This is a genomic window from Leptospira sp. B5-022 (assembly GCF_000347035.1).
In the GTDB taxonomy this organism is placed as follows: domain Bacteria; phylum Spirochaetota; class Leptospiria; order Leptospirales; family Leptospiraceae; genus Leptospira_B; species Leptospira_B cinconiae.
In genome coordinates, this window is sequence record NZ_ANIJ01000018.1 from 290,065 (window position 1) to 312,688 (window position 22,624).

The window sequence follows — 22,624 nt, forward strand, 5'->3', positions numbered from 1 at the left end:
TGACTTTGCGTGAGGATTGGATCTTGCGCAAAGTTTTCCTCTCTCAACTTTTTCCCTTTCCCGGAGAATCGATTTTAAAAGGATATCTCTATGGATTGGAAAATTTCCAAGTTTAAATCGGGCAAACCTCTCCGATGGGAATTTCTAATTCCTCCCGGTTCTGCTAGAGAAACGGAAACTTTGCTTTCTCAAATTGTTTCCGATCCATTTCTTCCTAGAAATCATACTCCCGAGTTTAAGGTCTTTCCGGAGAAGTTCGTATTAGAAAAAACGAATTTTCGTCAAGCGTTGGAAGTATTAGTGAGAATTCCCTGGATCCGGGATTTTCGTTTGAACCTGGGCAAATTCACTTTAGATGAAAAATTTACCTTCTCCGGTTTGATTGAAACTTTGAGAGAAAATGAAATTTTACCGGAAGGTTGGGGAATAAACTTCCATCCGCAAGTGCGGGGAAGAAAAGAAATCTCCAGAGAAGAACTCCGTTCTTTTTGGGAAGAGTCGTATCCTGAATTCGGAGATCCAAATCCGAAGAACACCGAACTAAACGCGCTTGCTCTGGGAGATAGTATTATACTTTCTTTAAGTTTAGCTGGCGCTCCTATTTTCCAAAGAGGAAATTTTAAACCTTTATCCAAATCAGCGCCGGTCAGGGAAGATACTGCCGCCTTTCTTTTACATTTGTTAAAAAGGCAGATGCCGGAGCCGGATGCTGTTTTGGTACCTTTTGCCGGTTCGGGAACATTTATCTGGGAATCCGCTTCTTTACTTTTTAAATTAGGTTTCCCTCATTTGGATCGAGACTATATGTTCCAAGAGATGAGGGAATTCCCCTCACCTAGTTGGGAATTTTTGAAACGTAAGATCGGTCCGGAAGAAGGAAGTAAAAAACGCATATTTTGGTACAATGATTCCGAGCCCGAAATTTTTTCCTATCTAAACGATCGAAAAGAAGAATATCATAAATTTATAAAACACTTTCCGTTAAATCCGGAAAACCGATTTATTGGGATAGAAGGGGACTTCTTTTCCTTATCTCCAAGAGAAGTCTGGGAATCCGCAGGAAGACCCGAAAAGATCTGGATGCCTCTTAATCCACCTTACGGTTTGAGAATACAAAAAGGTTCCGATCTGGGATTGTACAGACGTATTGCGGAGACTCTAAAAGTTTGGTGGGAACTTCCGGGAGAAATTTCCGGTTTTATTCTTTGTCCTGATGAAGAGACCTGGTCCTCTTTTTTGAAAGGAATTCATTCCAAATTACAAACAGTTCATATTACCCACGGTGGCCTGGACCTTCGGGCGGTTTATTTTTGATTAAAGTAGAAGGGAATTTTCCTCCGTTCAGATCCGTTTTTTCCTTTTAGGATAGGAATTAAAAGAGCAGAATGCCCTCATGATTCGCTCCGTTTATCGAGTCGATACCAAAGGTTCCTTAGATTCTTTGGAAAGAAGAGAAGAGGAACTTCCACCTCCTGGGGACAATGAAGTCGCAGTAGAGATCCGTGCGATTGGTTTGAATTTTGCCGATATTTTCGCGATTCAAGGATTGTATAGTGCGACACCAAAAGGTTCTTTTATTCCGGGTTTGGAATATTCCGGTAAGGTAGTAGCTGTCGGTAAGAAAGTCAAAAATTTCAAGAAGAACGATAAGGTCATGGGAGTGACCCGATTCGGAGCATACGCGGATTATATAAATATTGATTCCAGATATATTTTTCCACTTCCACCCAAATGGAGTTTTGAGCAAGGGGCAGGGTTTTTAGTCCAAGGACTTACCGCATATTATGCTCTTCTTCCCTTAGGAGATCTCAGAAAAGGACAGAATGTTTTGATCCATAGCGCAGCAGGAGGAGTCGGGATCTACGCCAATCGTATCGCTAAAAAATTCGGAGCTTGGACTTTGGGTTCTGTTGGAAACCATTCTAAAATTTCTCTATTGGAGAAAGAAGGTTATGATGCTTGGATCATTCGATCTTCTCGCTTTCCGGAAGAGCTAAAAACTGCACTTGGTGGTAGGGAATTACATCTGGTGTTAGAATGTATTGGCGGTAAAATTTTTAAGGCGAGTTACGATGCTCTTTCTCCTATGGGTCGGATGGTGGTTTACGGCTCCGCTTCTTTTATGAGCCAAGGAGATAAGGTGAATTGGCTGACTTTGGCTTGGAGATATTTGACCAGACCTAAAGTGGACACTTTAGAGATCGTATCCGACAATAAGGCTGTGATGGGATTCAACTTGATCTGGTTGTATGAAAAAATCGACGAACTAACCGTTCATCTTAAAGCTCTTTTAAAATTAAATTTGGAACCACCTCATATCGGTTCCGTATATCCTTTTGTGGACCTTCCGGAAGCAGTCCGGCATTTCCAAACTGGAAATACTACTGGTAAAGTGGTGATTACTGTCGAATCCGGAAAATGACAAACCGAACGGAAACAAACGAACTTTCTTTACTACTACAACGTTCCAAGGATCGTTTCGAAAATTATTTAGAAGACGAAGTATATCCCCTTTTTAAAAAAGAATCCGCTCCTGAACTTGCGGCTGCAATGGAATATAGCCTGAGAGCCGGGGGAAAAAGATTAAGACCTATTCTTGCATTTGCTTCTTTTGGGAGGATAGATCAGGATTCTCTTTCGATTGGAGCTGCCTTAGAATTTGTCCATACCTATAGTTTGATCCATGATGATCTTCCTAGTATGGACGACGATGATTTTAGAAGAGGAAAACCTTCCCTTCATAAACAATTTTCGGAAGCTACGGCAATCCTTGCAGGAGATGCATTGCAGGCGTATGCGTTTGATTGGCTGACCCGAATCGTTTCTTCCGATAAAAATTTGCATAAAGATTTGGTCGGAACTTTGGCAAAAGGCGCCGGGGCCGCCGGAATGGTCTCCGGACAAATGTATGATCTACTATTAGAAAGAAATCCTTCTTCTTTAATTGGGACAAAAGAAGAGCTTCTTTCTAAAACTCATCGATTGAAAACCGGAGCATTGATCCAAGCTTCCTTTTTGATGGGAAATCGTCTGCGAGAAGACTATAAAGAAAGAGAAGTAACCATCTCCGAATACGGTACAAAGTTAGGATTATTATTTCAGATCACGGATGATATTTTGGATATTGAAGGAACAAAAGAGGATTTGGGAAAAACTCCCGGCAAGGACGGAAAATCCGGAAAGATCACCTATCCTTCTTTGTATGGAATGGAAACTTGTAAACGGATGGTTTCCGATCTGGTTTCAGAGTTGGAAGAATTAGGGACAGATCTGGATTCTTCTTCTAAAAACGAAACTTCCGAATTTCCTGAATTCTTTCAATCCTTACCTTCTAACATTGGCAAAAGAAAAAATTAGGCTAGATGATCTGCTCTTAAAAAAGGGTTTGGCTGAGGATATTTCCAAGGCTAGAAGTCTGATCTTATCCGGTTCCGTGCTCGTGAACGATAGAATGTCCGATAAGGTAGGCACTTTATTCGATGAATCCGTTGAGATCCGGATCAGAGAGATCATCCCGAAATATGTGAGTAGGGGAGCCTATAAACTCAAAGCTGCATTCAAAAAATGGAATATTTCCGTTCAGGGGAAACTCTGTATAGATTGGGGAGCTTCTACCGGAGGATTCACTCAAGTCCTTTTGGAAGAAGGTGCTGACTTAGTATTCGCTTTCGATGTGGGCTACGGACAGATGGCTTCCAAGATCGCAATGAACCCGAAGGTTTCCGTTCGAGATCGATTTCATATCAGAGATACTAGTTGGGAATTATTGTCTTCTTTGTGGGTGGAAAAAACGGAGAAAAAGTTTCCGGACGAGATCTTTCTCGTTATGGACTTAAGTTTTATTTCTCTTCGTACTGTTCTTCCCGTTCTTACCGAGCTCAAAACTAAAAATCCTAACGTTCGTTGGAATATAGTCAGTCTATTTAAACCTCAATTCGAAACAGAGTCCAGAAATTTGGAGAGAGGAGTCTTAAGAGATCCTTGGATACGTTGGAAAACGATCCGTTCTTTTTTGCAGTTTCTGAAGAATGAAATTAAAGGTAAAAGAATAGGATTGGAAGATTCCCCGATTACCGGGAGAGATGGTAACCGGGAAATCTTGGTATACTGGACCCTTTAGCTTAACCGAAGGTCGCGTCTAGAACCATGGAGACTCTGGAGCCTATCCCCGGTTTTTTTGCTTTTCCGTCCGCACGAACGAATTCGTAATCGTTAGGACGAAGGAAGAACGTCCTAGCCTTAAATTCGAAAGTGAATCCAGGCCAAAGAGTGGTGTTTCTACCCGAGCTAGTATTATACCAGCTTACACATCCCCCGGTCAACCAAACGGATTTACCTAGGCGTTTTTGGATCTCCGCATTATATCGATCCTGAACGTCTTTACGAACATCTATAAACTTTATGTTTTTATTAAGTAGATAACGAATTCCTTGTAACGCATATTGCACTTGGGATTCTATCATCAGGATCATCGAACTATGTCCTAAACCGGTATTCGGGCCAACGATCATGAATAGATTCGGAAAACCGGATACTGTCGTTCCTAAGTATGCTTCCGCACCGTCTTCCCAAACATCCGCTAAAAGTTTTCCGTCTCTCCCTCTGATCTCAAAAGGGGAAACCGCTTCTGCCGCTTGGAAACCGGTGGCAAAAACGATGGCATCTACCTTATGTTCTACCCCGTCCTTTGTTCTTACTCCGGAAGCGGTGATTTCTTCTATACCTTCGGTAATTAATTCCACATTCTCTCTGTTCAACGCAGGGTAATAGTCGTTGGAAAGGAGGATACGTTTACACCCGATCGTATAATTCGGAGTTAGCTTTTTCTTAAGTTCTTCGTTATGAATACTTTTATTGATAAAACTTTTAGCGAATTTCTCGAAAATTTTCATCAGCTTAGGATTGATTGCAAATGCCAATACTCCTATTTCGTTTATCCAATAGATCACTTTTCTAAACAACCATCTTAACGGGGGAATAAATTTGAAGATCCCTTTTACGGAACCGGAGATATTGCTGTCCGGTTTTGGGATGATCCAAGCTGGAGTTCTTTGGAAAAGTTTTAATCTTCCTACAATAGGTGCGATAGCAGGAACGATCTGAATTGCACTTGCTCCAGTTCCGATCACCGCTACCTTCTTCCCTTGGAGATTATAGCTATGATCCCATTGGGCGGAGTGAAATTTCGCTCCTTGAAACGTATTGATTCCTTTGATATTCGGAAGAACGGGTCTACTTAAACCACCTGTGCCACTTACCACTGATTTTGCTTTATAGGATTTCCCACTTGCAGTGTTAATTTCCCAAAGGCCTGCCTTTTCATCGAAAAAAGCGCCACTCACTTCCGAATTTGTGCGGATGAAAGGGCGAATTCCAAATCGATCCGTGCATTCGTTCATGTAGTTTAGGATTTCTTCTTGGGGGCCGAAAAGTCGGGACCAATCCGATTTGGGCGCAAAAGAAAAGGAATATAAATGGGACTGAACATCGCAAGCAGCTCCCGGATAGGTATTGTCTCTCCAGGTTCCTCCGATCCCATTTCCTTTCTCCAAAATAACAAACGATTCTATTCCGGCTTGTTTCAAACGGATTCCCATACAAAGTCCCGCGAATCCGGTCCCAATGATGACTACATCATATACCTTTTCCGCTTGGGAGTTCTGATTGAGGCTCGGTCTTTCTAACGTCTGAGCTACCATTCTTCTTCTCTCCTCTAAACAATGTTTCCGGAGTTTCTCCGGTGTTTTGTTGGAAATATAGAATACTCGTTTTTTTGGAAAGGATCGTCCGATCTTAGAATTTGATACTGGGAAATGCTAATAAATTCCGGAATCAGTAAGGAATTTCATTCTGATTGTATTCTCAGTTTTCTTTTGGAATCAATATTCCGGCATAGAACCTTTCAATCTTGCAAAAAGTGCGAACCACTTTTCCTCTTTCTAACCCGTTCTTCTAAAGCAATGCGCTTGAAAATCAACTACAGGATGAATAGATTATGACTGAACCAATACTATTAGTTCCCAAAGCACTTAGGAACAGTTTAGGCGAGGAAGGTGCAGAGGCTCTTGTTAGTCTTTTAAATCAAGCCAATTCGGGAGGAAAAAAGTTTATGGAAGAATTCGTTTCAGAAAGATTTGAAAGAAGACTAATGGAAGAGACCGGCAAGCTTCGTTTAGAATTAAAGGAAGAAACCGGAAAATTATGGATTGCTATTTCAGAACTTAGAGCAGAAATGCACGCGGGTTTTGCGGGCATCCAAGAACAATTCAAAGAAGTATATAAAGAGATCGCAAATATTCATAAATCAATCGCTTCTCAAACGAGATGGATGGTTGCGGTGATCATTGCCTCCGTGCTTCCTATCTACCTGGGTTTAGCAAAACTGATCTTTCAATAATTTTAGAATTCATTTTGAAATAAAAAAACCCCGGGTTTCAAAGCCGGGGTTTTTTCCTACATTGAAATGAAAAGATAGGATTATGGGCGAACCGAAATCACTTCGTCTTTGTTGATCAAAGCAACGATGTGTTTGTATTCCGGAGAATCCTTTCCATATTTCAGCTCGGTAGCGCGGAGAAGGTGGATGTTTTTCTTGTGACGGAATTTGAACATCTGGTCTTCGCTTGCTCCACCGTATTTCTTGATCATGTTTTCCTCGAAAGCGTAGCAGCTTGCAAGATACTTGTGAGCTGGGTATTCTTTCTCGTTTTCATTCACCTCGATGTAAAGTTCCAATATAGGAATACACTGAGGTAAGTTTTGTAGATCGTATTCAGTAACAATCCAAGATCTGTATACATCGGAAAGAAGTCTTTTGAACTCGGCACGTTCACGTAAATCCGGGTTCTTGATCTCATCCAAATGGTTGATTGCCTTGGTGAAATAATTCAATGCTTGTTGTTTTGCTTCCAACTTTTGGCGGGAAACGACACGATCTTCGCGAGCTTTACGGTCGACTTTTTGCCAATACCATTTCTCGTCTAGACGTTTCTTCTCCGCTTCCTCTTTACGGTACTGCTCAACAGCTTCCCTCATCTTGAGGACGGTATTCACTCCGGATTGATAGCTAGTCAGGGCCAGGCGGAACTTGTTGTTCGCGAAAGCCTTAGAAAGCTGATGGAGTTCTTGGAAGTTCTTGTCGTAACCTTTGAAGTCAGGGTTCTTCCAGATCGCTTCCTGCTCCTGGATTTCTTTTTTACGTTTCTTAGCTTCTTCCGTTAGATTTTTGTCGTCGTCTTCCGGAACGAGCTCACCTTTCAGCAGTTCGTCGATCTTATCAGCTGCCGCTTTAGCATCTGTAGTATCCTGCCCCCCTTGGTTCTGTGCGAACAAGGAGAGGTTGAGTCCGACCACGGCCAGAAGAACGAATATAGTCTTCATCACCTTCATAGTGCTCACACCTGTGCCTTCTCTTTCAAAGATAGGATTTAGAAAAAGGACGGCAAAGTCCTTTTCTTCTGTTTAACTATCGGTCAGGGACCTTTAGATATAAACCTGGATTAGAAAAAATTTCCCATTTTTCCTATACAAGGGACATAAACGAGAATCTTTTTACAATATCCATTAGCGAAATTCTATCCTTTTTCGCTAATTTTGTACCCTAAATCCGTTCAAAGTACTCCTCCAGGATCTAGCTTAAAGCAGAACTTGTCAGCAGATTTTTAGGAATTCCTAGGAAATGATATGGTCTTAGATTTCTTTCTTTCTATTACTTCCCTTTCTTTCAGTCTGGATCTAGACCATGAATTTAAAGAATTTAACCCCGATCCGAGAAGGTTCTCCCAGTTGTAAATTCTGCGCGGGAGTCGGATTCCTTTTGGAAGAGAATGTAAAGAATTCCAGCTCCGGAGTCCTGCTACTTTGTTCCTGTGTGGGAGAATCCTGCCCTTGCGGCGGCAAGGCTCCCTATATGGTCTATGACGAAAGCCAAAATAGGATGCTACCTTGCGTCTGTCATAACGCTAGAATGGAACTGGGCAAAGTAGAGTATTTGGTAAAGAAGGCGGGGATTCCTGCGAGATATAAATACAGAACCCTGGATCGGATGGACACCACCGAACTTTCTTTCTTGGCGGCTCATGACTGGGCAAATGATATCGTAGTAAAGTGGAAAGAAAGAGAAAGAGCCCAACAAGGTCTTTATCTTTGGGGTGGAACCGGTTCCGGAAAAACATTATTAGCCTGTGCCATTTTGAACGAACTCATTCTTCGTTACGGTTTGGAATGTAAATATGCAAAGATCAATCGTGACTTTCTTTCCACAATCCGGGACAGTTATCAAAAAGAAAGTGAACTCCATGGAATGGAGCAAACCATTAAGAAACAATTCACCGATGTGGAAGTTTTGGTTTTAGACGACTTCGGAGCAAATAAGGAATCCGATTGGGCAAATTCTCAGTTATACGATCTAATAGATGCAAGATACGAGGAGGAGAAGGTAACTATTCTCACTTCGAATATTCCTCCAACCGATTGGAAGGACAAAGCGGAAGGAAGGATTTTTTCCAGACTCATGGAGATGGCAAAACAAATCCATTTGGATTGTCCGGATTATCGTCTAAGTCATAGCGCTTTCGGGACTCATTGATGGATAAAAATAATCATATCGCATTTCTTTGTTTGGGAACCAATTTAGGAGATCGTGAATTATATCTTTCGGATGCGATCCAAAAGATCGGTGCCCATCCTGAAATACGGATCCTGAAAAAAGGAACTCCTTTAAACACGGAAGCGCTTGAAGTGGTAGATCAACCTGATTTTTTAAATCAGTTAATACAGATCTCCACCCATCTATCTCCCAGAGAACTTTTGGATTTTTTACTCGGCATTGAAAAAGAAATGGGAAGGGTCCGTTCGAGAGATAAAGGTCCTCGTGTCATAGATTTAGATATTCTATCCATCGATGATATGAAAATCCATGAGAAAGGATTACATCTTCCCCATCATAGTCTGTTTACTCGTCCTTTTATATTAGAACTTTTAAATGAACTCGGAGAAGGTTCCCTGATCCAAGCTTTCGGGAATCCTTCGGAGGGATGACATGAGAGATGTTAGCAAATTATTTCCAAGGGGACCAAAACCCGTGGAGAAAAAGATTACAGTATTAACCTGCTACGATTTTATGTTCGCTCGTATTTTGGAAGAATCGGGTGTGGATTGTCTTTTAGTAGGGGACACTCTGGGTGTTGTTTACCAAGGCCAACCGACCACCTTGCCGGTTACCTTGGACGAAATGATCTATCATGCAAAAGCAGTCAGAAGAGGAGCCCCGAACACATTCGTAGTCGTAGACCTTCCCTTCTTAAGCTATCAAGTCTCTTTGGAAGAAGGGATCCGCTCCGCTGGCAAGGTAATGAAAGAAAGCGGATGCGACGCCGTAAAATTCGAGGGTGGTGGGCCCGAGATTTTGGAGCTGATCTATAAATTGGAAAGGATCGGCATCCCAGTTATGGGACATATAGGCCTTACTCCGCAGTCCGTGAACGTTTTCGGCGGGCATAAGATCCAAGGAAAAGCGGAAGAAGATAAGGCAAGATTGATAAGCGAAGCAAAAGGTATCTCGGACGCGGGGGCATTCTCCATTGTTTTCGAGCTAATCCCTTCTGCCCTTGCCAAAGAAATTTCCGAATCGGTCCCGATTCCTACGATCGGGATAGGAGCAGGAGCCGCAACCGACGGGCAGGTGCTGGTAATTTACGATTTTCTTGGATTGAATAAAGGCTTTAAGCCTAAGTTCCTAAAAACTTTCCTGAATGGATACGACGATGTCTCGAGCGCAGTCAAAAGTTATATTCAGGAAGTGAGAAATGGAAGTTTTCCCGGGCCGGAACATTCTCATTAACTCTTTTCTCTGCGGATTTCTTGACGTTCCATGTGTGAAGTAAAGGCTGGAGAGAGAATCAATCCCGATTGCAAAATCGAACAAAGATAGGACGGAAGATACGTGGACATAGTCGAACTGGAGAAGGGATATCCGGAAACCGAAGCAAAAATTAAGGCTTTGGCCTCCGAATGTGGGAACGCCACCGAGATCATTCGCGGAGCGGTCGTATCCGATACCATTCATTTTATCGGGGATACCCGTAAGATTTCCGACAAGGAAGGTTATGTAAAAGAACTTCCTGGTGTGACTAGAATTTGGAACGTATCATTGCCTTATAAAAATATCGCCCGCACGGCTGCCGGTAAAAACGGAGAAGTGGTTCACCGCGAAAACCGAATTGTAGAAGTTCACGGAAAAGACGGATTAGTCCGTAAGTTCGGAACAGGAAAACATATCTTTATCGTCGGTCCGGATTCTCCTCAGACTTACGAGCAGACTGTTACTATCGCGAAACAAGCGGTGGAGATCGGTAAAAAATTCGGAATTTTAGATCGTATCATCTTTAGAGGTGGAGCATTCAAGCCTAGGACTCGTCCGACTGATTGGAGAGGAATGGGTTGGGACGGTATCAAATTACTCGATAGAGTAAAAGAAGAAACCGGACTTCCTTACGTAACGGAAGTTATGGACCATACTATGGCGGAAGAAGTTTCTAAACATGCGGACATGATCCAGATCGGAACAAGGAACGCGCAAGACTTCGAACTTTTAGAAGCGGTAGGTCGCACAGGCAAACCGGTGATCTTAAAAAGAGGTTTCGGCAATGAAGCTATCGAATGGTTTTCTGCAGCGGAATATATCGCTAATCAAGGAAATTTGAATATTGTTCTTTGTGAAAGAGGAGTGAAAACCCTTTTCATCAAGGAAGGGTATTGTCGTAACACTCCGGATCTGAATGTGATCACTCACGCTAAGAACCAAACAATTCTACCTGTGATTTTCGATCCAAGCCATGTTGCCGGGGACGATAAGATTGTGGTTTCCAATTTACTCGCTTCTCTTCCGTTCAATCCGGACGGATCCATTACGGAAACGTTACATGAAGAAGAGTTTCGTAAGGAACAGATGTGCGATGCGGCGCAAGCTCTTCTCATGTCTTTATATGAAAAAACGGTAGAAGCTATTTTAACCTATGAGGAAAAAATCAAACCTCTCACGGATAAGGTTGATTCTTATTTTTTGGAACGTAAGGGAAAAAAATAAGTCCGAGTTTTCGGGCTTATTCCGGAAATTTGGGAGCTAATTCTTTTTTGGTTTGCTCCCAAAGGCTCGGAAGTTCCTGACAAAGAGCCAAACAAGCTTCGAAGTTTCCTTCCTTCAATTTTTGTTCAGCCTCAGTAACGGTTTTCTGAACTCCAGCGAGTCCAAAATTTGCCGCCACTCCTTTTGTTTGGTGTAATTCTGCTTGGAGTTCTACGCTTTTCTTTTCGTCAGTGAAACTTTTGATATTCTCTAAACGGCTGTTCATGTTCTTACGTAAGGAACGTACCATTTCTTCCAGCCAAATAATATCATCTTCATCGTCGCCTTGTTTTAGGGAATCTAGACGAGACCAATCCACTAACATAGAATTCTCCTTCCCGAACCGCGTTTGGCAATTGTATACGGTTCCCAAAATTCGACGGAGCCATAGACCCTTTACCGACCCCAATTATTTATAGCTTGAATAAAAAATCCACGTCGATTTTCGTATTATGGAAGATTTAAGAGGCGAAACTTAATGAAAATTCACCCAACAGCCATCGTTGATTCGAAAGCGGAACTACATGAATCCGTCGAAGTCGGTGCATATACAATTATAGAAAAGGATGTGGTAATCGGCGAAGGAACCGTGATCGAGACCGGAGCCCGAATTTTCGCAGGTACTAAATTAGGTAAATTCAACAAAGTCCATCATGGAGCCGTGATCGGAGTGGGTCCTCAGGATCTAGGTTTTGATCCTAACACTCCGAGTAAAACGATCATAGGTGATAATAATACTTTTAAGGAATATTCCAATATTCACAGGGGAACCAAAGTGGATTCTCCCACTATTATCGGAAATAGGAACTATGTGATGGGAAACGCTCACGTAGGCCATGATTGTATTTTAGGGGATGATAATATTCTTACCCATGGTCTTGTTTTGGCGGGACATGTTACAGTAGGCAATAAGGCCTTCATCTCGGGTTTAGTAGCAGTTCACCAATTTTGTTTTGTGGGTGACTATGCGATGATCGCAGGTTGTTCCAAAGTGGTTCAAGATGTTCCTCCTTTTGCTACCGCTGATGGAAACCCGTGTACGATCATCGGTTTAAATACTGTAGGATTAAAAAGAGGCGGATTCTCTCCGGAGACTAGATCTGCGATCAAGAATGCTTACAAAGTAATCTATCATTCAGGTATGAATTATAGAACTGCTTTGGATCAATTGGAGAAGGAATCAGGTCATCCGCCTGAAGTTCTTCAGATCATTAAGTTCTTTAGGGATAGTGATCGTGGGGTCATGAACCACAGATAATCGAATATTCCGCGTGTTGGAATTCCAACATGCGGTTTTACTCAATCTATCTTGGCGCAGTCAGGATTGATGGACGTCACATATTCCAGGGGAAGATCTCCCAAAAAGTCTGATCCCTGGAATTTTCCTCTAAAATTTAATTTTCCTTTTTTATAAGCTTCAACCCAGGCTCTTTGGAATTTATTCGAGAGCGGAGCATACGACCAATGCCATTTCTCTTCATTATACCCTTTTCCACCTCTTTCTGATTTAGGGGAATACGGCTGGCAGAATCCGAACCTATGAGCATTCTTCTTCATCCAGATATAAAATGTTTCTCCTCTTCCCCCTTTTTCAAAATAGGAGTTTTCCAAGGCATTGATATCGATGTCCGTCCCCCAGTGATGTCTGGAAGTGCCGGGCGCGCTGGAAAACTCTAATATTAAGGAGATGATTTGAGAAGGAGTTTTGTCTTTTACAGGTTCCCTCATCTTCTTCTTTCCGGAATACTTATCTTCCCAGATGGATTTTTGTTCCGAAAAAGATCTATGCGCGGAAATTAGGAACGGCTCTTGTCTTTCTTGAGGGTAGTCCTTTTTATATTCTTCCTTTAATTTTAAAAATGCAGCTTTGGTTTCCTTTCGGAGATAGAACTGCCTGGGATCGCCGGGATTCGTGAAAGATACGAGAGCTTTTTCTTTTGGAAAATCTCCAATCAGGTAAGAAGTTTCAGATACACCTTGGTAGGTTTCGTCTGTCGTTTGGGCAACTAAGCAGAAGCTACCAAAAACCAGAACAAGTACTAAACATCGGAATAGGAACGGCATAATTCCATATTCTTCTCCGGCGAAATGGGGAAAAGGGATTTTCTAGTACTCTTGATTTGTTTAAGACACAAATGCTACTACAGAAATTTCCGGGGCCTTATGACAAGCAAAGGCTTTGAAATCCGGAAATTTGTATTGCATTACCTAGGAAATTCGGTTGAAGTTAAGCTCTAATTGGAAATTTTTTGTAAAAAACAAATTGGGAGAACCCTGGATGAAAAAAATCATCACTCTTCTTCTGCCCCTGTTCTTAACGTTTAATTGTATTTTATTCGATACAATCGGTCTGTCCTATCCGGACACCGTGGACGGAACAGAAGCAAAAAGTATAATTCTGACAAGTGCTGTTATTGGATCCGCAGTTACCGGTTTCGAGGTTCTTTCTATTCTTGCTCCTCAATTAGCAAAAGTAGAAGAAGATAAATACTATAACAAAGCGGATGTGGACGATTGTGCGAACGAAGCGTTGATCATCAACTTGCTGACTGTGGATCTGGGAGGATTTACCTGCGATTTGAATCCTAGGCCGATAATCATTCCGTTTATTTATTAATTCTTAAGAATGAGACTTGTTTTTTGGTCGGTTGAAATCTCGGCCGGCCGGGAAACATTTCTTTCAATTCGAAAATAATAAAGCCCCTTCCGAAAACCTAGAAACAATTTCCGATTTTTCCAAATCTCCTAAATTCCCGAATTGTTTCGCATCTTCTCCGGAAATCTCAATCCATTGCCGATCTTCTCTTAAGTCCGCGATCTTAAAGTCCGGCAAACCGCTTTGTCTAACGCCGAGTAATTCTCCGGGTCCTCTCAATTTTAAGTCGGCCTCGGAGAGGAAGAAACCGTCATCGGAATCAACCAAGGCTTGGATCCTATATCTTGCCTCTTCCGTAATTTTGGAGTCCGAAATTAAGATACAAAAACTCTCGTGTTTTCCCCGGCCTACTCGACCTCTTAGCTGATGTAATTGAGAGATCCCAAATCTATCAGAATGTTCAATGACCATCACGGAGGCATTCGGAACATCTACACCTACTTCTATCACTGTGGTGCTGACTAAGATCTGGATCTCGTTTTGTTGGAATAATTTCATGATCCGATCTTTTTCGGAGGTTTCCATTTTTCCGTGGAGAAGTCCCACTTTGAATTCAGGAAAAACATCTTTTCTTAATGTTTCATAAGCTTCTATACAGGATTTTAGATCCGATTTTTCGGATTCCTCCACAAGCGGATAAACAATGTAACATTGTCTTCCTTGGGAGACATACTTTTGGATGGATTTATAAACTCCGGATCTTTTACTTTCCGTGAACCATAATGTTTTAATTGGAATTCTGCCTGCAGGGCGATTTTTTAGGGTTACTAATTCCAAGTCTCCGTATAGAGTGAGACAAAGTGTCCTTGGGATCGGGGTTGCGGTCATCGCAAGAATGTCCGGATTTTTTCCCTTGGCTCTTAATGTTTCTCTTTGTTCCACTCCGAACTTATGCTGTTCGTCTATGATCGCAAGTCCGAGATCCTTGAAAGTAACATCTTCCTGGAAAACACTATGTGTTCCAATGATAAATAGGGACTCTCCCGTTTTGATCCTGAATATTTTTTCTGCTCTGGTTTTTTTAGGTTCTTTTCCCACTAAAAGTTCTATCCGTAGGAAGGGCATATTTCCTAAAAAGTTCATTACAGTTTGATAATGTTGTCGGGCTAAAATTTCGGTAGGGGCAACCATACATACCTGGACCTGATTGTCCGTGTATTTGAGTGCGGTAAGAAGAGCGACCAAGGTTTTTCCGGAACCTACGTCTCCTTGCAATAGGATAGCGGCTGGAGTATCCGACTTAGTCCATTCCGAAATTTTTGCCAAACTTTCTTTCTGGTCCGGGGTCAGCTCGAAAGGTAAATTTTTGATCAGATCATTTGCGGTTTTGGACTCCGGAAGAGGCCATAAAAGCCTGGGGACTTTTGCTCTCCTGGAACGTTTGTATTCTATCAGAAGATTAAAATAATATAATTCTTCGTATTTGAATCTGGTCCTTGCTCTTCCTAATTGTTCGTCTTCCGTGGGAAAATGGATCTCATTATAAGCCTGGGCACGATCCATCAGATTTCTTTTTTTGACCGCTTGTGCGGGAAGAATTTCCGGAATTCTACCTTCTAAAAGTTTTAATGCAAAATGAATGAGTTTGCGTAGCTCTCTGGAATTGAGATGTTCATCCCTCATTGCCTCCGTTGTAGGATAAAGTGGAATGATGCGGCCGGTATGGATACTTTCCGGAAGATCATCTTCCGAAATGTCGGAATTCCCTCCATAAGACAGAACTTCATAGTCAGGATGTAATAGTTGGAATCCTCTGAAATATTCCAGTTTACCGGTTACGGCTACGAGAATCCCGGGTTGAAAAACCCTGCGGAAGAATTGGATCCCCCTGAAAAAAACCAAACTGATCGGTTCGTTGTTTTTTGTTTTTGCGGAAACTACTAGTCTGGATTTTTTTCCATGAGCCAGATAAGAATCGATTACTTCTAGAATTAAGGTAACCGATTCTCCCTGCTTAAGCAGAATGTTTTCCGTTAAGTTCCTATCTAAGTATCTGCGAGGAAACCATCCCAAAAGATCTTGGATGCTTTTGATCCCTACGGATTCCAAAACCTCCTGTTTTTTAGGACCCACACCTCTAATGACCCCGATGGAGCTGCTCAGGGAAACGTTGGAATTTTTTTTATCAGAGACCGAGTTCTTCATCCTGGACTGGTTTCGGTTGAGGAGAATTTTGTGCTGCTTCTTCCGGGGCCGAACTCGAATCATCCAATCCTAGGTAACAATAACGGCAACCATAAATCCGCGCTTGTCGTTTTGCTCCCGGAGTCGCGGGCTCGAAAAGTACCGCGTATAAGTATTCATTCTTATCCAAGAACCGACCGCATACAGGACAAAGTCTAGGGCGGGGAAGATTCGGATCCCAATTCCCACCGTATACTTTTCTGGGATTTCCGTAGTCATTGTCTTTTGGCCGGCTAGATGCTTTTTTATCCAGACGTTTTGTATCCACTGTATAGAGAACATGGAAGAAGATCGCAGCGGCGGCTAAACAAGCGACTAAGGTGAGAAAGGTGATCATTGTTTTAGATAATCCTTTATTTTCTCCGCCATAGAGCCGGGCAATTTAATTCCCTTATCGGCCAATCTTCCTGTGTATTTATGAAAGGAATAAGTATGTTGAGAGGATTTGATGATCCCTTCAAAACATTCTTCTAACGATTCGGAAATTTTTTCCCAAAGAGGAAGATTTTCCGAGATCAAGTTTTCGTATTTATGAAGAAGTCTACGATTCACTCCTCTACAAATGGATCTGTAAAAACAAAAGCGGATGAGTAAGGCGGACTCGGCATTTTTATCTTTTATATCTTTTTCCAATTGGTTCAGATTGATACAATCTACTATTTCCAGTTTATAAGCCTGAGAACTGTGTTCGAAGGTGACTAGGTTCAGGAACATATGTTTGAATAGGGAAATTTTATAACAATTTTCCAATCCACATTCTCCCATTTTACCTTCTTCACATCTGGTATACATCACTATGTCCGTATCGGAATCGGAGGTGGCCTGACCGAAATTTAAGGAACCCAAGATGTCGAATGCGACTTCGTCCCCTCCGAAGTTGATAAGTTTATTAAATTTTTTGAAATCTTCTATTCTCTCTCTGGAGACACCGGTCTCATGAGATCTGAAAAACTTTTTCAGACCTATAAATTTAACTATATTAGAGTTTGAATTGAGTTTCGGAAGAGTCATAAAACTATCGGATGAAATCTTCCGCCTGGACTTCTGAGTCTTTATTTGCCTGGACAAGCTCCAATTTGTCCCCCGAGCAATCGATCTCCATAAGTTGGCGAATTGAGTGATCCGATAGTCTATTCAGTTTTACTTTTTTTACAAGATCCTTTTCTAATTCTATTTCCGAGAAGAAGCCTCCGGGTTGAAATCCGAAAACCGAATCCACTGGTCCAAAATTAGAAGGATTCAAAAACACAGTTTTTCCTTTTTTAACGATTCCTTGGTCTTCATGAACATGGCCAGAGACGACTAAAGAAGGTGTATAATCGTCTAAATATCTTCTGATCCCTTGAGAACCTACATGTCCAAAGCTTGGTATCTTATCTAAAAATCCGTACGCTGGATTATGGATCACAACTATATCCGGATTTTCTTCCTTAAAAAAGTCCTCCGGTTCACTGTAATTTTTTCCGTTCCGATTGTATTCGTGGAATTTTACGGCTAATTTTTCCGGGATACCTGAAGTGATCACAGGGGCTCCGCCGTAACCTGCAAATTTTAATCCTCCCATATCGAAAGTTTTTCTATGGAGGTCTCTTTCGTATAACGCGGAATATTGAAGATCTATATCGTAATTTCCCGGTAGTAGCCATACGGGGGCTTTCGCATATTTTTGGATGATAATTTCGATGAGTTCGTATTTTTCTTTCATCGTTTTAGCGGCTTGGTGGAATAATCTTCTATAATCTTGGGACTTTTCTACCACGTTAGGCTGGTATTTTTCCGGAAAACGTACAGCTCTTGTCGCATAATCGTAAGGATTGATATCTTCTTTGATATCATCCATGATACGATACATATCCTCTTGGAGAGTAACGAACTCTATAATACGTTCGGGATTAAAAAAGGCCTTATAGATGATATCGCCGGAGAATAGGTACAAGTCGCATTCGGTTCCTAGTAGGACTTCTTTCAATCCTCTGAGTCCGTCGTGGATATCGGTGAGGTAAATGATCCTCATTTGGACTTATCCTAATTTTTATGTTAAACGACTTGAAGCCGTTCGACCCTTTCTATACTGATTCTCGAAAAACACGTGATAATGTCCAATCTTTCTAATCCCTCCACAGCATGAGCATGCTGTCCTCATTCTCCGAAATCGGTTCTATTCTCAAATAATCCGGTCCAAAAAAATCCAGTAGAGGTTTTAAGATCGTATTGGAGCGTACAAATAAGAATACATTTCCCTTTTCAGGGATTACTTTTTGGACAGTAACAGCTCCTGCAACTTCCGGAATTTCCGCCAAAAAATAATTCAGATCGACTCTGATCTCATTTCCTACTTCCGTAAGGGATAATATTTCCGGAATTTCTTCCACGATCTCTTCTAATATCAATTTTCGATGGAATTTGAAAACTTTGGAAAAAATTCGTATCGGATCTATAGACCTTGGGTTATGATCATAGAGTCTAAACGCTTCTATTCGAAACACAACTCTGTTTCCGTCTACTTTCACAGGTCGTAAAGAAAGTTTGTATCTGATATGATTCGTTCTTAAAATTTTGGACCAAGTTAGTCCTTTGATGGAATAATGTCCGGAAAGGTATAAAACGCCCCGACCGGAATCCATCACAAGCGATTCCAGATCTTCGGTACCCTCTACCACTTTTTTTTGCAGAACCTTATTCAAAGAATGAAGTAAAACGGCGATCCTGTAATTGCTCTTTAAGGCTTTTTCTTCGAAGGAATTTTTCCCCGTCAGAAAATCAAAAAGATTGAATCCCGAAAGTTTCCGCAAATCGAGCATGGAAGAACAAAGTTAATCCTTCGGATTCGGTCGGTAAACTTCATTTCTTTTTTAGGCCAAAATAAGAATAGACGGGCCTTCTTATTTCCCTCCTTTTTTTTCTTGCCGTTTAGGCTTTCCTAGTCAGGATCATCACTCCTTAGGGTTAGTCGGGGAAAGGATATCTCATGCAAATCGGCGTTATCGGATCTGGGAGTTTTGGTTCTTCTTTAGGCGTGCTCTTGGCAGACAAAGGGTATGAAGTTACCATTTGGGGAAGGAATTCAGACCTGATCCGAGAGATAAATGAGAACCATCGAAACGAAAAATATCTGCCGGGGATAGAACTTCCTAAAAATTTAAAGGGAAGTACAAGTTTAGAAGAAGCAGTTCGAGAGAAGGACATGATCGTTTCTGCTCCCCCTTCTCATGCGATCACTGATATTTTAAAAGAAATTAAATCTTTTCTGCCTGAAAAGGCTCCCATTGTTTCTGCAAGTAAAGGAATAGAGAACGGAAGCCTCAGATTGGTCTCCGAAATTTTTGAGGCGGAACTTCCCGGTAAATTTCACAGCAAATTATCTTATCTTTCCGGGCCTAGTTTTGCGAAAGAATTGGTCAAACGTGTTCCTACAATCGTGAGCATCGCCTCCAAGAATGAAGCAACAGCAAGAAAGGTGCAGGAAATATTCAGTTTCACTTATTTTAGGACCTATTGGACTCCGGATGTAGTGGGGGTGGAAGTCGGCGGTTCCTTAAAGAATGTGATTGCGATCGCGGCAGGTGTTTCGGACGGATTGGGATTTGGACAGAATACAAGAGCCGCTTTGATCACCAGAGGACTTACCGAAATTTCTAGGCTAGGAGTCAAACTGGGAGCGGATCCTCTAACTTTCTTGGGGCCATCCGGAATGGGGGATTTGATCTTAACTTGCTGCGGGGACGCTTCTAGAAATAGGACGGTAGGTTTTAGATTGGGAAAAGGAGAAAGTTTGGATTCAATATTGGGTGGTATGGTAGAAGTTGCAGAAGGGGTAAAAACGGCTAAAAGTGGATTCGAATTATCCCAGAAATTAGGTATAGAAATGGCCATCACCACCGAGGTGTATAAAATGCTTTACGAGCATAAGAATCCGAAGGAGGTTGTTAGAGATTTAATGGGCCGGGACTTAAAAAGAGAAGGTCTATAAACCGGACTTAATTCGCGATCGATTCCCTTGCAAAATGCAATTTTAAATATTCGTAAAATAGGCGGCATCAGCCTAATTTTCAAGTATATTCCATTTTTATTAATTTCATTCTGCTCTTTTTGCACTTCACTTTCGGCGCAGTCCCGTAATGATTACGGTTGGACCGGTTCTCCGGGAAATTTTTATCTTTTGATGGACGGCAAAAGTGTCCTAACCAAGGAAACGGATTTTAATTCTTTTCCGGAGGGATTAAATGGGGTCCAAAAATCGGAATTTGCACTTTTGGCTGGAGAATATTTACTTCTTAACAAAGATTCCGGAAAATTTTCCAATCTGATCAATACGATCCGAAAGGAAAAAGATCTAGGCTTTGCGGAAGTTCTACTGCTTTATTTTCAGGATATCTACTTCTCCAAAAAAACAAACGGAGAAAATTTCTTAAAGGCTTGGAATCCTCCTGTAGGAGACAGTTACCAAAAAGAATTGGTAGAATCTGCGCGTAATGTTCTTCTTCATAAGAAACCTGCGGATAAGATCAAATGTTCTCCTAAAAAACAATATTATTCGCTATGTAGAATGCTTCGCCTTGGGAGTTATATGGCGGATTTTAAACTCTCCGATCCGAATCATGATCGGGAATATACGAATCTACATAGAATACTTTCTCCTTTTCCCGGGGTCAGCGATCCGGAGGAGAAGGAGCTAAAACATATTCCTTTCTTATCTAATTTTCTTCCGAATATTGCGGATTATCTTTCCGAGCTGGGATTTGCAAGAGATGCGATCCAATTTTCTAAAATAGGGATCGTTTCCGAAAATTTGGGCGGAAGAATGTTGTCCCATTCCTACGAAAAACTGGCGTATTATTATTTGGTGGATGGAGATCCGAATTCCGCAGAAAAAGTCTTAAAATACGTCGTTGATAGACAAGGAGAGATGGCTCCTGTTTACAAAAATTCATTATATCTGAAGTTAGGCACTCTTGCATATTTGCAAGGTGAGCCTGCAAGAGCTTTGGATTATTATCTGAATCTCGACTTTCTACATTGGTCTACCAAGATACTTCATCCATTTTTGGGCGAGCCGATCTCGATCAATAGCGCTCGTGATTTGGTTTCCGTGGCCGTCTGGAAATCTAAAAATTCTCATAAGGCAGTAGACGCTCTCCAGTCGGTTAGTACTCCGAAAAATCTAACCGAAGACGATCTATTTACTAAATTAAGGATTATTCAAATACTTTCCGAAGACGAGCCAGAGGTAGCTTCCAAGCTTGCGATGGATTTAAGCTTTCTAGCACAGAGTAAGGGATGGAGAAGAGTAGAATATTCCGCTACATTACTCCATGGATTTTTGCAGTTAAAGACGAATAATCTCAGAAAAGCTATCATAGAATTCACCAAAGCAGGTGGAATCTTAAAAGAAGATCCGGCTTATAAAGAAGAATGGATCCGATTGAACGGCTTATTTCTTTCTCATAAAGAATCCTCGAATCTCCGAGGAGTAAAAGGTTTCTTAGATCAGGCTCTTAAAATTTCCGCTTCCGGTGTTACGGATGATAAAACTTTCGAGATCAAAAACTATCTGCCTCCTTCCTTTGGAAGTAAAAGTTTAGAGAACTCAGCCATCGATTTTTATATCAGACATGGATATACAAACGATCTACTTTCGTTTATGATCCATTATGAGGAGAATTCGGAACTTCAGGAGGACGATTCTCCTCCAGATCTGGCCATTCTCAAGACCCATATTAGGATCTCTAGATACAAAGGATTTTATCCCCCTGGAAGAGAACCTTGGAAATCCGCCTGGTCCGAAATGAGAGCCAAGGAATCCGCTCGAATTAGAGAGGAATCCGACCCAATCAAAAATGCGAATTTCAAAAAGTTAACTCATCCATTGATTGCAATTTTTGTGAAAGATAAGAGAGTATTTCTATTTCACAAAGACGGAGATTCTTCCGAGTTGGAAGCAAGGGAATTGAATACCGAAAATCCTTCCAGTTATACCGCTCAGTCTGCCTTAAGAAATACGATGGAATCCTTTTCCAAAAAAGACAAGGTCCAAATTTATCTGAATTCTCCGGGAGTCGAAGCTGCCGAGTATCTCAGGAAGGAATTCCCGGATTCGGAGATCAAATTATTCCTTAGATTCGATAAAAGGGATGAATCCGACTCCGCAAAAAAAGTATTCGGCCCAGCTTGTGAGAACCTTTTTCCAAAAATCCTTCCTGAAGGGGACGGGCATTTAGGTTGGCAATCCTTTCCATTACAATATTATGATGGTTCTAAACTGCTCCAAGGAAAGTCAGCGTTACTTGTTTGGAACATGAAGGTGACTTCTAAATCTCCTAACGGTCTTAGGGACTATGAATGGTCTTGCGGATCCGATTCTATTTCTTTCAGAAAAGCAAAGCGCAGATTGGATTTCAGGAATTTGCCTGATAGGATCGCATTCACTAAGGATTCTCTGAATGGTTCCGGTTGGGGAGATAAATCCGAGGATTTTCTGGACTGGGCCAGGTTCTGGTTATCCGCAGGAACTTCTCGCCTTTACTTTGTTAAATACTGGAATCCCGAGTCGGAATCCGACATAAATTTATTAGAAAGACTCGCGAACGAAAATGGGGACCCGAACCTGAATTCTAGAGTCTTAAAAATGGTCCGAAACGCTGAATAAATCACTTAAACCG

General features: G+C 41.6%; 22 protein-coding genes. 13 read left to right on the forward strand and 9 right to left on the reverse strand.

Annotated elements, in window-relative coordinates; all coding sequences use genetic code 11:
* Positions 1 to 90 precede the first annotated feature (90 nt).
* The 4 genes from LEP1GSC192_RS09340 (at position 91) to LEP1GSC192_RS09355 (ending at position 4,120) form a co-directional block, all read left to right on the forward strand.
* Positions 91 to 1,314, forward strand: a complete 1,224-nt coding sequence (locus LEP1GSC192_RS09340; RefSeq protein ID WP_020769555.1) for a hypothetical protein — start codon at positions 91 to 93, stop codon at positions 1,312 to 1,314.
* A gap of 79 nt (positions 1,315 to 1,393) precedes the next feature.
* On the forward strand, positions 1,394 to 2,422 hold the full coding sequence (locus tag LEP1GSC192_RS09345) for a zinc-binding dehydrogenase (RefSeq protein WP_020769685.1): 1,029 nt from the start codon (positions 1,394 to 1,396) through the stop codon (positions 2,420 to 2,422).
* Positions 2,419 to 3,357, forward strand: a complete 939-nt coding sequence (locus LEP1GSC192_RS09350; protein WP_020769812.1) for a polyprenyl synthetase family protein — start codon at positions 2,419 to 2,421, stop codon at positions 3,355 to 3,357. The genes LEP1GSC192_RS09345 and LEP1GSC192_RS09350 overlap by 4 nt, the downstream gene beginning before the upstream one ends.
* Complete coding sequence (locus tag LEP1GSC192_RS09355) at positions 3,338 to 4,120, forward strand: TlyA family RNA methyltransferase (protein ID WP_036089507.1); 783 nt, start codon at positions 3,338 to 3,340, stop codon at positions 4,118 to 4,120. The genes LEP1GSC192_RS09350 and LEP1GSC192_RS09355 overlap by 20 nt, the downstream gene beginning before the upstream one ends.
* Position 4,121: 1 nt before the next feature.
* On the opposite strand, the gene LEP1GSC192_RS09360 is transcribed toward LEP1GSC192_RS09355, so the two are convergent.
* Complete coding sequence (locus LEP1GSC192_RS09360; protein WP_020769604.1) at positions 4,122 to 5,699, reverse strand: NAD(P)/FAD-dependent oxidoreductase; 1,578 nt, start codon at positions 5,697 to 5,699, stop codon at positions 4,122 to 4,124.
* Positions 5,700 to 5,995: 296 nt separating this feature from the next.
* Here LEP1GSC192_RS09360 and LEP1GSC192_RS09365 point away from each other — a divergent pair, with 296 nt between their 5' ends.
* A complete protein-coding gene (locus LEP1GSC192_RS09365) occupies positions 5,996 to 6,397 on the forward strand; it encodes a hypothetical protein (RefSeq protein WP_020769506.1) in 402 nt (133 codons plus the stop codon).
* 80 nt (positions 6,398 to 6,477) lie between these two features.
* Here the strand turns inward: LEP1GSC192_RS09365 and LEP1GSC192_RS09370 are convergent, their stop codons facing one another.
* Positions 6,478 to 7,389 (reverse strand): hypothetical protein, encoded by a 912-nt coding sequence (locus tag LEP1GSC192_RS09370; RefSeq protein ID WP_008589523.1) that lies wholly within the window; start codon positions 7,387 to 7,389, stop codon positions 6,478 to 6,480.
* Between the two features lie 352 nt (positions 7,390 to 7,741).
* On the opposite strand from LEP1GSC192_RS09370, the gene zapE reads away from it, so the two are divergent.
* From zapE to LEP1GSC192_RS09390, 4 genes are all read left to right on the forward strand, one after another.
* Positions 7,742 to 8,587 carry an AFG1/ZapE family ATPase gene (zapE, locus tag LEP1GSC192_RS09375; protein ID WP_020769792.1) on the forward strand — a complete coding sequence of 282 codons (846 nt, stop codon included), beginning with the start codon at positions 7,742 to 7,744 and terminating at the stop codon, positions 8,585 to 8,587.
* Positions 8,587 to 9,039: a 2-amino-4-hydroxy-6-hydroxymethyldihydropteridine diphosphokinase gene (folK, locus tag LEP1GSC192_RS09380; RefSeq protein ID WP_020769466.1), complete on the forward strand. Its 453-nt coding sequence runs from the start codon at positions 8,587 to 8,589 to the stop codon at positions 9,037 to 9,039. Before zapE ends, folK begins: the two co-directional genes overlap by 1 nt.
* Before the next feature lies 1 nt (position 9,040).
* Positions 9,041 to 9,841 (forward strand): 3-methyl-2-oxobutanoate hydroxymethyltransferase, encoded by an 801-nt coding sequence (gene panB / locus LEP1GSC192_RS09385; RefSeq protein WP_020769547.1) that lies wholly within the window; start codon positions 9,041 to 9,043, stop codon positions 9,839 to 9,841.
* A 102-nt stretch (positions 9,842 to 9,943) separates the two neighbouring features.
* Positions 9,944 to 11,086: an N-acetylneuraminate synthase family protein gene (locus LEP1GSC192_RS09390; RefSeq protein WP_020769443.1), complete on the forward strand. Its 1,143-nt coding sequence runs from the start codon at positions 9,944 to 9,946 to the stop codon at positions 11,084 to 11,086.
* Positions 11,087 to 11,102: 16 nt separating this feature from the next.
* Here LEP1GSC192_RS09390 and LEP1GSC192_RS09395 read toward each other — a convergent pair whose 3' ends face one another.
* Entirely contained in the window at positions 11,103 to 11,450 is a 348-nt protein-coding gene (locus LEP1GSC192_RS09395; protein ID WP_020769830.1) for an Hpt domain-containing protein, read from the reverse strand.
* A gap of 153 nt (positions 11,451 to 11,603) precedes the next feature.
* On the opposite strand from LEP1GSC192_RS09395, the gene lpxA reads away from it, so the two are divergent.
* Positions 11,604 to 12,383, forward strand: a complete 780-nt coding sequence (gene lpxA / locus LEP1GSC192_RS09400) for an acyl-ACP--UDP-N-acetylglucosamine O-acyltransferase (protein WP_020769608.1) — start codon at positions 11,604 to 11,606, stop codon at positions 12,381 to 12,383.
* A gap of 41 nt (positions 12,384 to 12,424) precedes the next feature.
* On the opposite strand, the gene LEP1GSC192_RS09405 is transcribed toward lpxA, so the two are convergent.
* Complete coding sequence (locus LEP1GSC192_RS09405) at positions 12,425 to 13,189, reverse strand: M15 family metallopeptidase (RefSeq protein ID WP_020769860.1); 765 nt, start codon at positions 13,187 to 13,189, stop codon at positions 12,425 to 12,427.
* Between the two features lie 214 nt (positions 13,190 to 13,403).
* Between LEP1GSC192_RS09405 and LEP1GSC192_RS09410 the strand changes: the two genes are divergently transcribed.
* A complete protein-coding gene (locus LEP1GSC192_RS09410) occupies positions 13,404 to 13,742 on the forward strand; it encodes a TIGR04452 family lipoprotein (protein ID WP_036089647.1) in 339 nt (112 codons plus the stop codon).
* Positions 13,743 to 13,805: 63 nt separating this feature from the next.
* Here the strand turns inward: LEP1GSC192_RS09410 and recG are convergent, their stop codons facing one another.
* The 5 genes from recG to LEP1GSC192_RS09435 all read right to left on the reverse strand — a co-directional run bounded on the left by recG (position 13,806) and on the right by LEP1GSC192_RS09435 (position 18,766).
* Entirely contained in the window at positions 13,806 to 15,926 is a 2,121-nt protein-coding gene (gene recG, locus LEP1GSC192_RS09415) for an ATP-dependent DNA helicase RecG (RefSeq protein WP_020769638.1), read from the reverse strand.
* A complete protein-coding gene (locus LEP1GSC192_RS09420; protein WP_020769566.1) occupies positions 15,907 to 16,302 on the reverse strand; it encodes a hypothetical protein in 396 nt (131 codons plus the stop codon). The genes recG and LEP1GSC192_RS09420 overlap by 20 nt, the downstream gene beginning before the upstream one ends.
* Positions 16,299 to 16,976, reverse strand: a complete 678-nt coding sequence (locus tag LEP1GSC192_RS09425; RefSeq protein WP_020769457.1) for a hypothetical protein — start codon at positions 16,974 to 16,976, stop codon at positions 16,299 to 16,301. Before LEP1GSC192_RS09425 ends, LEP1GSC192_RS09420 begins: the two co-directional genes overlap by 4 nt.
* 4 nt (positions 16,977 to 16,980) lie before the next feature.
* Positions 16,981 to 17,979, reverse strand: a complete 999-nt coding sequence (locus LEP1GSC192_RS09430; protein WP_020769800.1) for a metallophosphoesterase — start codon at positions 17,977 to 17,979, stop codon at positions 16,981 to 16,983.
* A 94-nt stretch (positions 17,980 to 18,073) separates the two neighbouring features.
* Positions 18,074 to 18,766, reverse strand: coding sequence for a hypothetical protein (locus LEP1GSC192_RS09435; RefSeq protein ID WP_020769493.1), 693 nt, complete (start codon positions 18,764 to 18,766; stop codon positions 18,074 to 18,076).
* A 167-nt stretch (positions 18,767 to 18,933) separates the two neighbouring features.
* On the opposite strand from LEP1GSC192_RS09435, the gene LEP1GSC192_RS09440 reads away from it, so the two are divergent.
* A complete protein-coding gene (locus LEP1GSC192_RS09440; protein WP_020769647.1) occupies positions 18,934 to 19,935 on the forward strand; it encodes an NAD(P)H-dependent glycerol-3-phosphate dehydrogenase in 1,002 nt (333 codons plus the stop codon).
* A gap of 192 nt (positions 19,936 to 20,127) precedes the next feature.
* Positions 20,128 to 22,611, forward strand: a complete 2,484-nt coding sequence (locus LEP1GSC192_RS09445; RefSeq protein ID WP_232420996.1) for a tetratricopeptide repeat protein — start codon at positions 20,128 to 20,130, stop codon at positions 22,609 to 22,611.
* Positions 22,612 to 22,624 lie beyond the last annotated feature (13 nt).

Excerpts from the sequence above, each read along its gene's own strand:
- LEP1GSC192_RS09340 (WP_020769555.1), top strand. The coding sequence starts at position 91 with ATGGATTGGAAAATTTCCAAGTTTAAATCGGGCAAACCTCTCCGATGG.
- LEP1GSC192_RS09345 (WP_020769685.1), top strand. The coding sequence starts at position 1,394 with ATGATTCGCTCCGTTTATCGAGTCGATACCAAAGGTTCCTTAGATTCT.
- LEP1GSC192_RS09350 (WP_020769812.1), top strand. The coding sequence starts at position 2,419 with ATGACAAACCGAACGGAAACAAACGAACTTTCTTTACTACTACAACGT.
- LEP1GSC192_RS09360 (WP_020769604.1), bottom strand. The coding sequence starts at position 5,699 with ATGGTAGCTCAGACGTTAGAAAGACCGAGCCTCAATCAGAACTCCCAA.
- LEP1GSC192_RS09365 (WP_020769506.1), top strand. The coding sequence starts at position 5,996 with ATGACTGAACCAATACTATTAGTTCCCAAAGCACTTAGGAACAGTTTA.
- LEP1GSC192_RS09370 (WP_008589523.1), bottom strand. The coding sequence starts at position 7,389 with ATGAAGGTGATGAAGACTATATTCGTTCTTCTGGCCGTGGTCGGACTC.
- zapE (WP_020769792.1), top strand. The coding sequence starts at position 7,742 with ATGAATTTAAAGAATTTAACCCCGATCCGAGAAGGTTCTCCCAGTTGT.
- folK (WP_020769466.1), top strand. The coding sequence starts at position 8,587 with ATGGATAAAAATAATCATATCGCATTTCTTTGTTTGGGAACCAATTTA.
- panB (WP_020769547.1), top strand. The coding sequence starts at position 9,041 with ATGAGAGATGTTAGCAAATTATTTCCAAGGGGACCAAAACCCGTGGAG.
- LEP1GSC192_RS09395 (WP_020769830.1), bottom strand. The coding sequence starts at position 11,450 with ATGTTAGTGGATTGGTCTCGTCTAGATTCCCTAAAACAAGGCGACGAT.
- lpxA (WP_020769608.1), top strand. The coding sequence starts at position 11,604 with ATGAAAATTCACCCAACAGCCATCGTTGATTCGAAAGCGGAACTACAT.
- LEP1GSC192_RS09405 (WP_020769860.1), bottom strand. The coding sequence starts at position 13,189 with ATGCCGTTCCTATTCCGATGTTTAGTACTTGTTCTGGTTTTTGGTAGC.
- LEP1GSC192_RS09410 (WP_036089647.1), top strand. The coding sequence starts at position 13,404 with ATGAAAAAAATCATCACTCTTCTTCTGCCCCTGTTCTTAACGTTTAAT.
- recG (WP_020769638.1), bottom strand. The coding sequence starts at position 15,926 with ATGAAGAACTCGGTCTCTGATAAAAAAAATTCCAACGTTTCCCTGAGC.
- LEP1GSC192_RS09420 (WP_020769566.1), bottom strand. The coding sequence starts at position 16,302 with ATGATCACCTTTCTCACCTTAGTCGCTTGTTTAGCCGCCGCTGCGATC.
- LEP1GSC192_RS09425 (WP_020769457.1), bottom strand. The coding sequence starts at position 16,976 with ATGACTCTTCCGAAACTCAATTCAAACTCTAATATAGTTAAATTTATA.
- LEP1GSC192_RS09430 (WP_020769800.1), bottom strand. The coding sequence starts at position 17,979 with ATGAGGATCATTTACCTCACCGATATCCACGACGGACTCAGAGGATTG.
- LEP1GSC192_RS09435 (WP_020769493.1), bottom strand. The coding sequence starts at position 18,766 with ATGCTCGATTTGCGGAAACTTTCGGGATTCAATCTTTTTGATTTTCTG.
- LEP1GSC192_RS09440 (WP_020769647.1), top strand. The coding sequence starts at position 18,934 with ATGCAAATCGGCGTTATCGGATCTGGGAGTTTTGGTTCTTCTTTAGGC.
- LEP1GSC192_RS09445 (WP_232420996.1), top strand. The coding sequence starts at position 20,128 with ATGGACGGCAAAAGTGTCCTAACCAAGGAAACGGATTTTAATTCTTTT.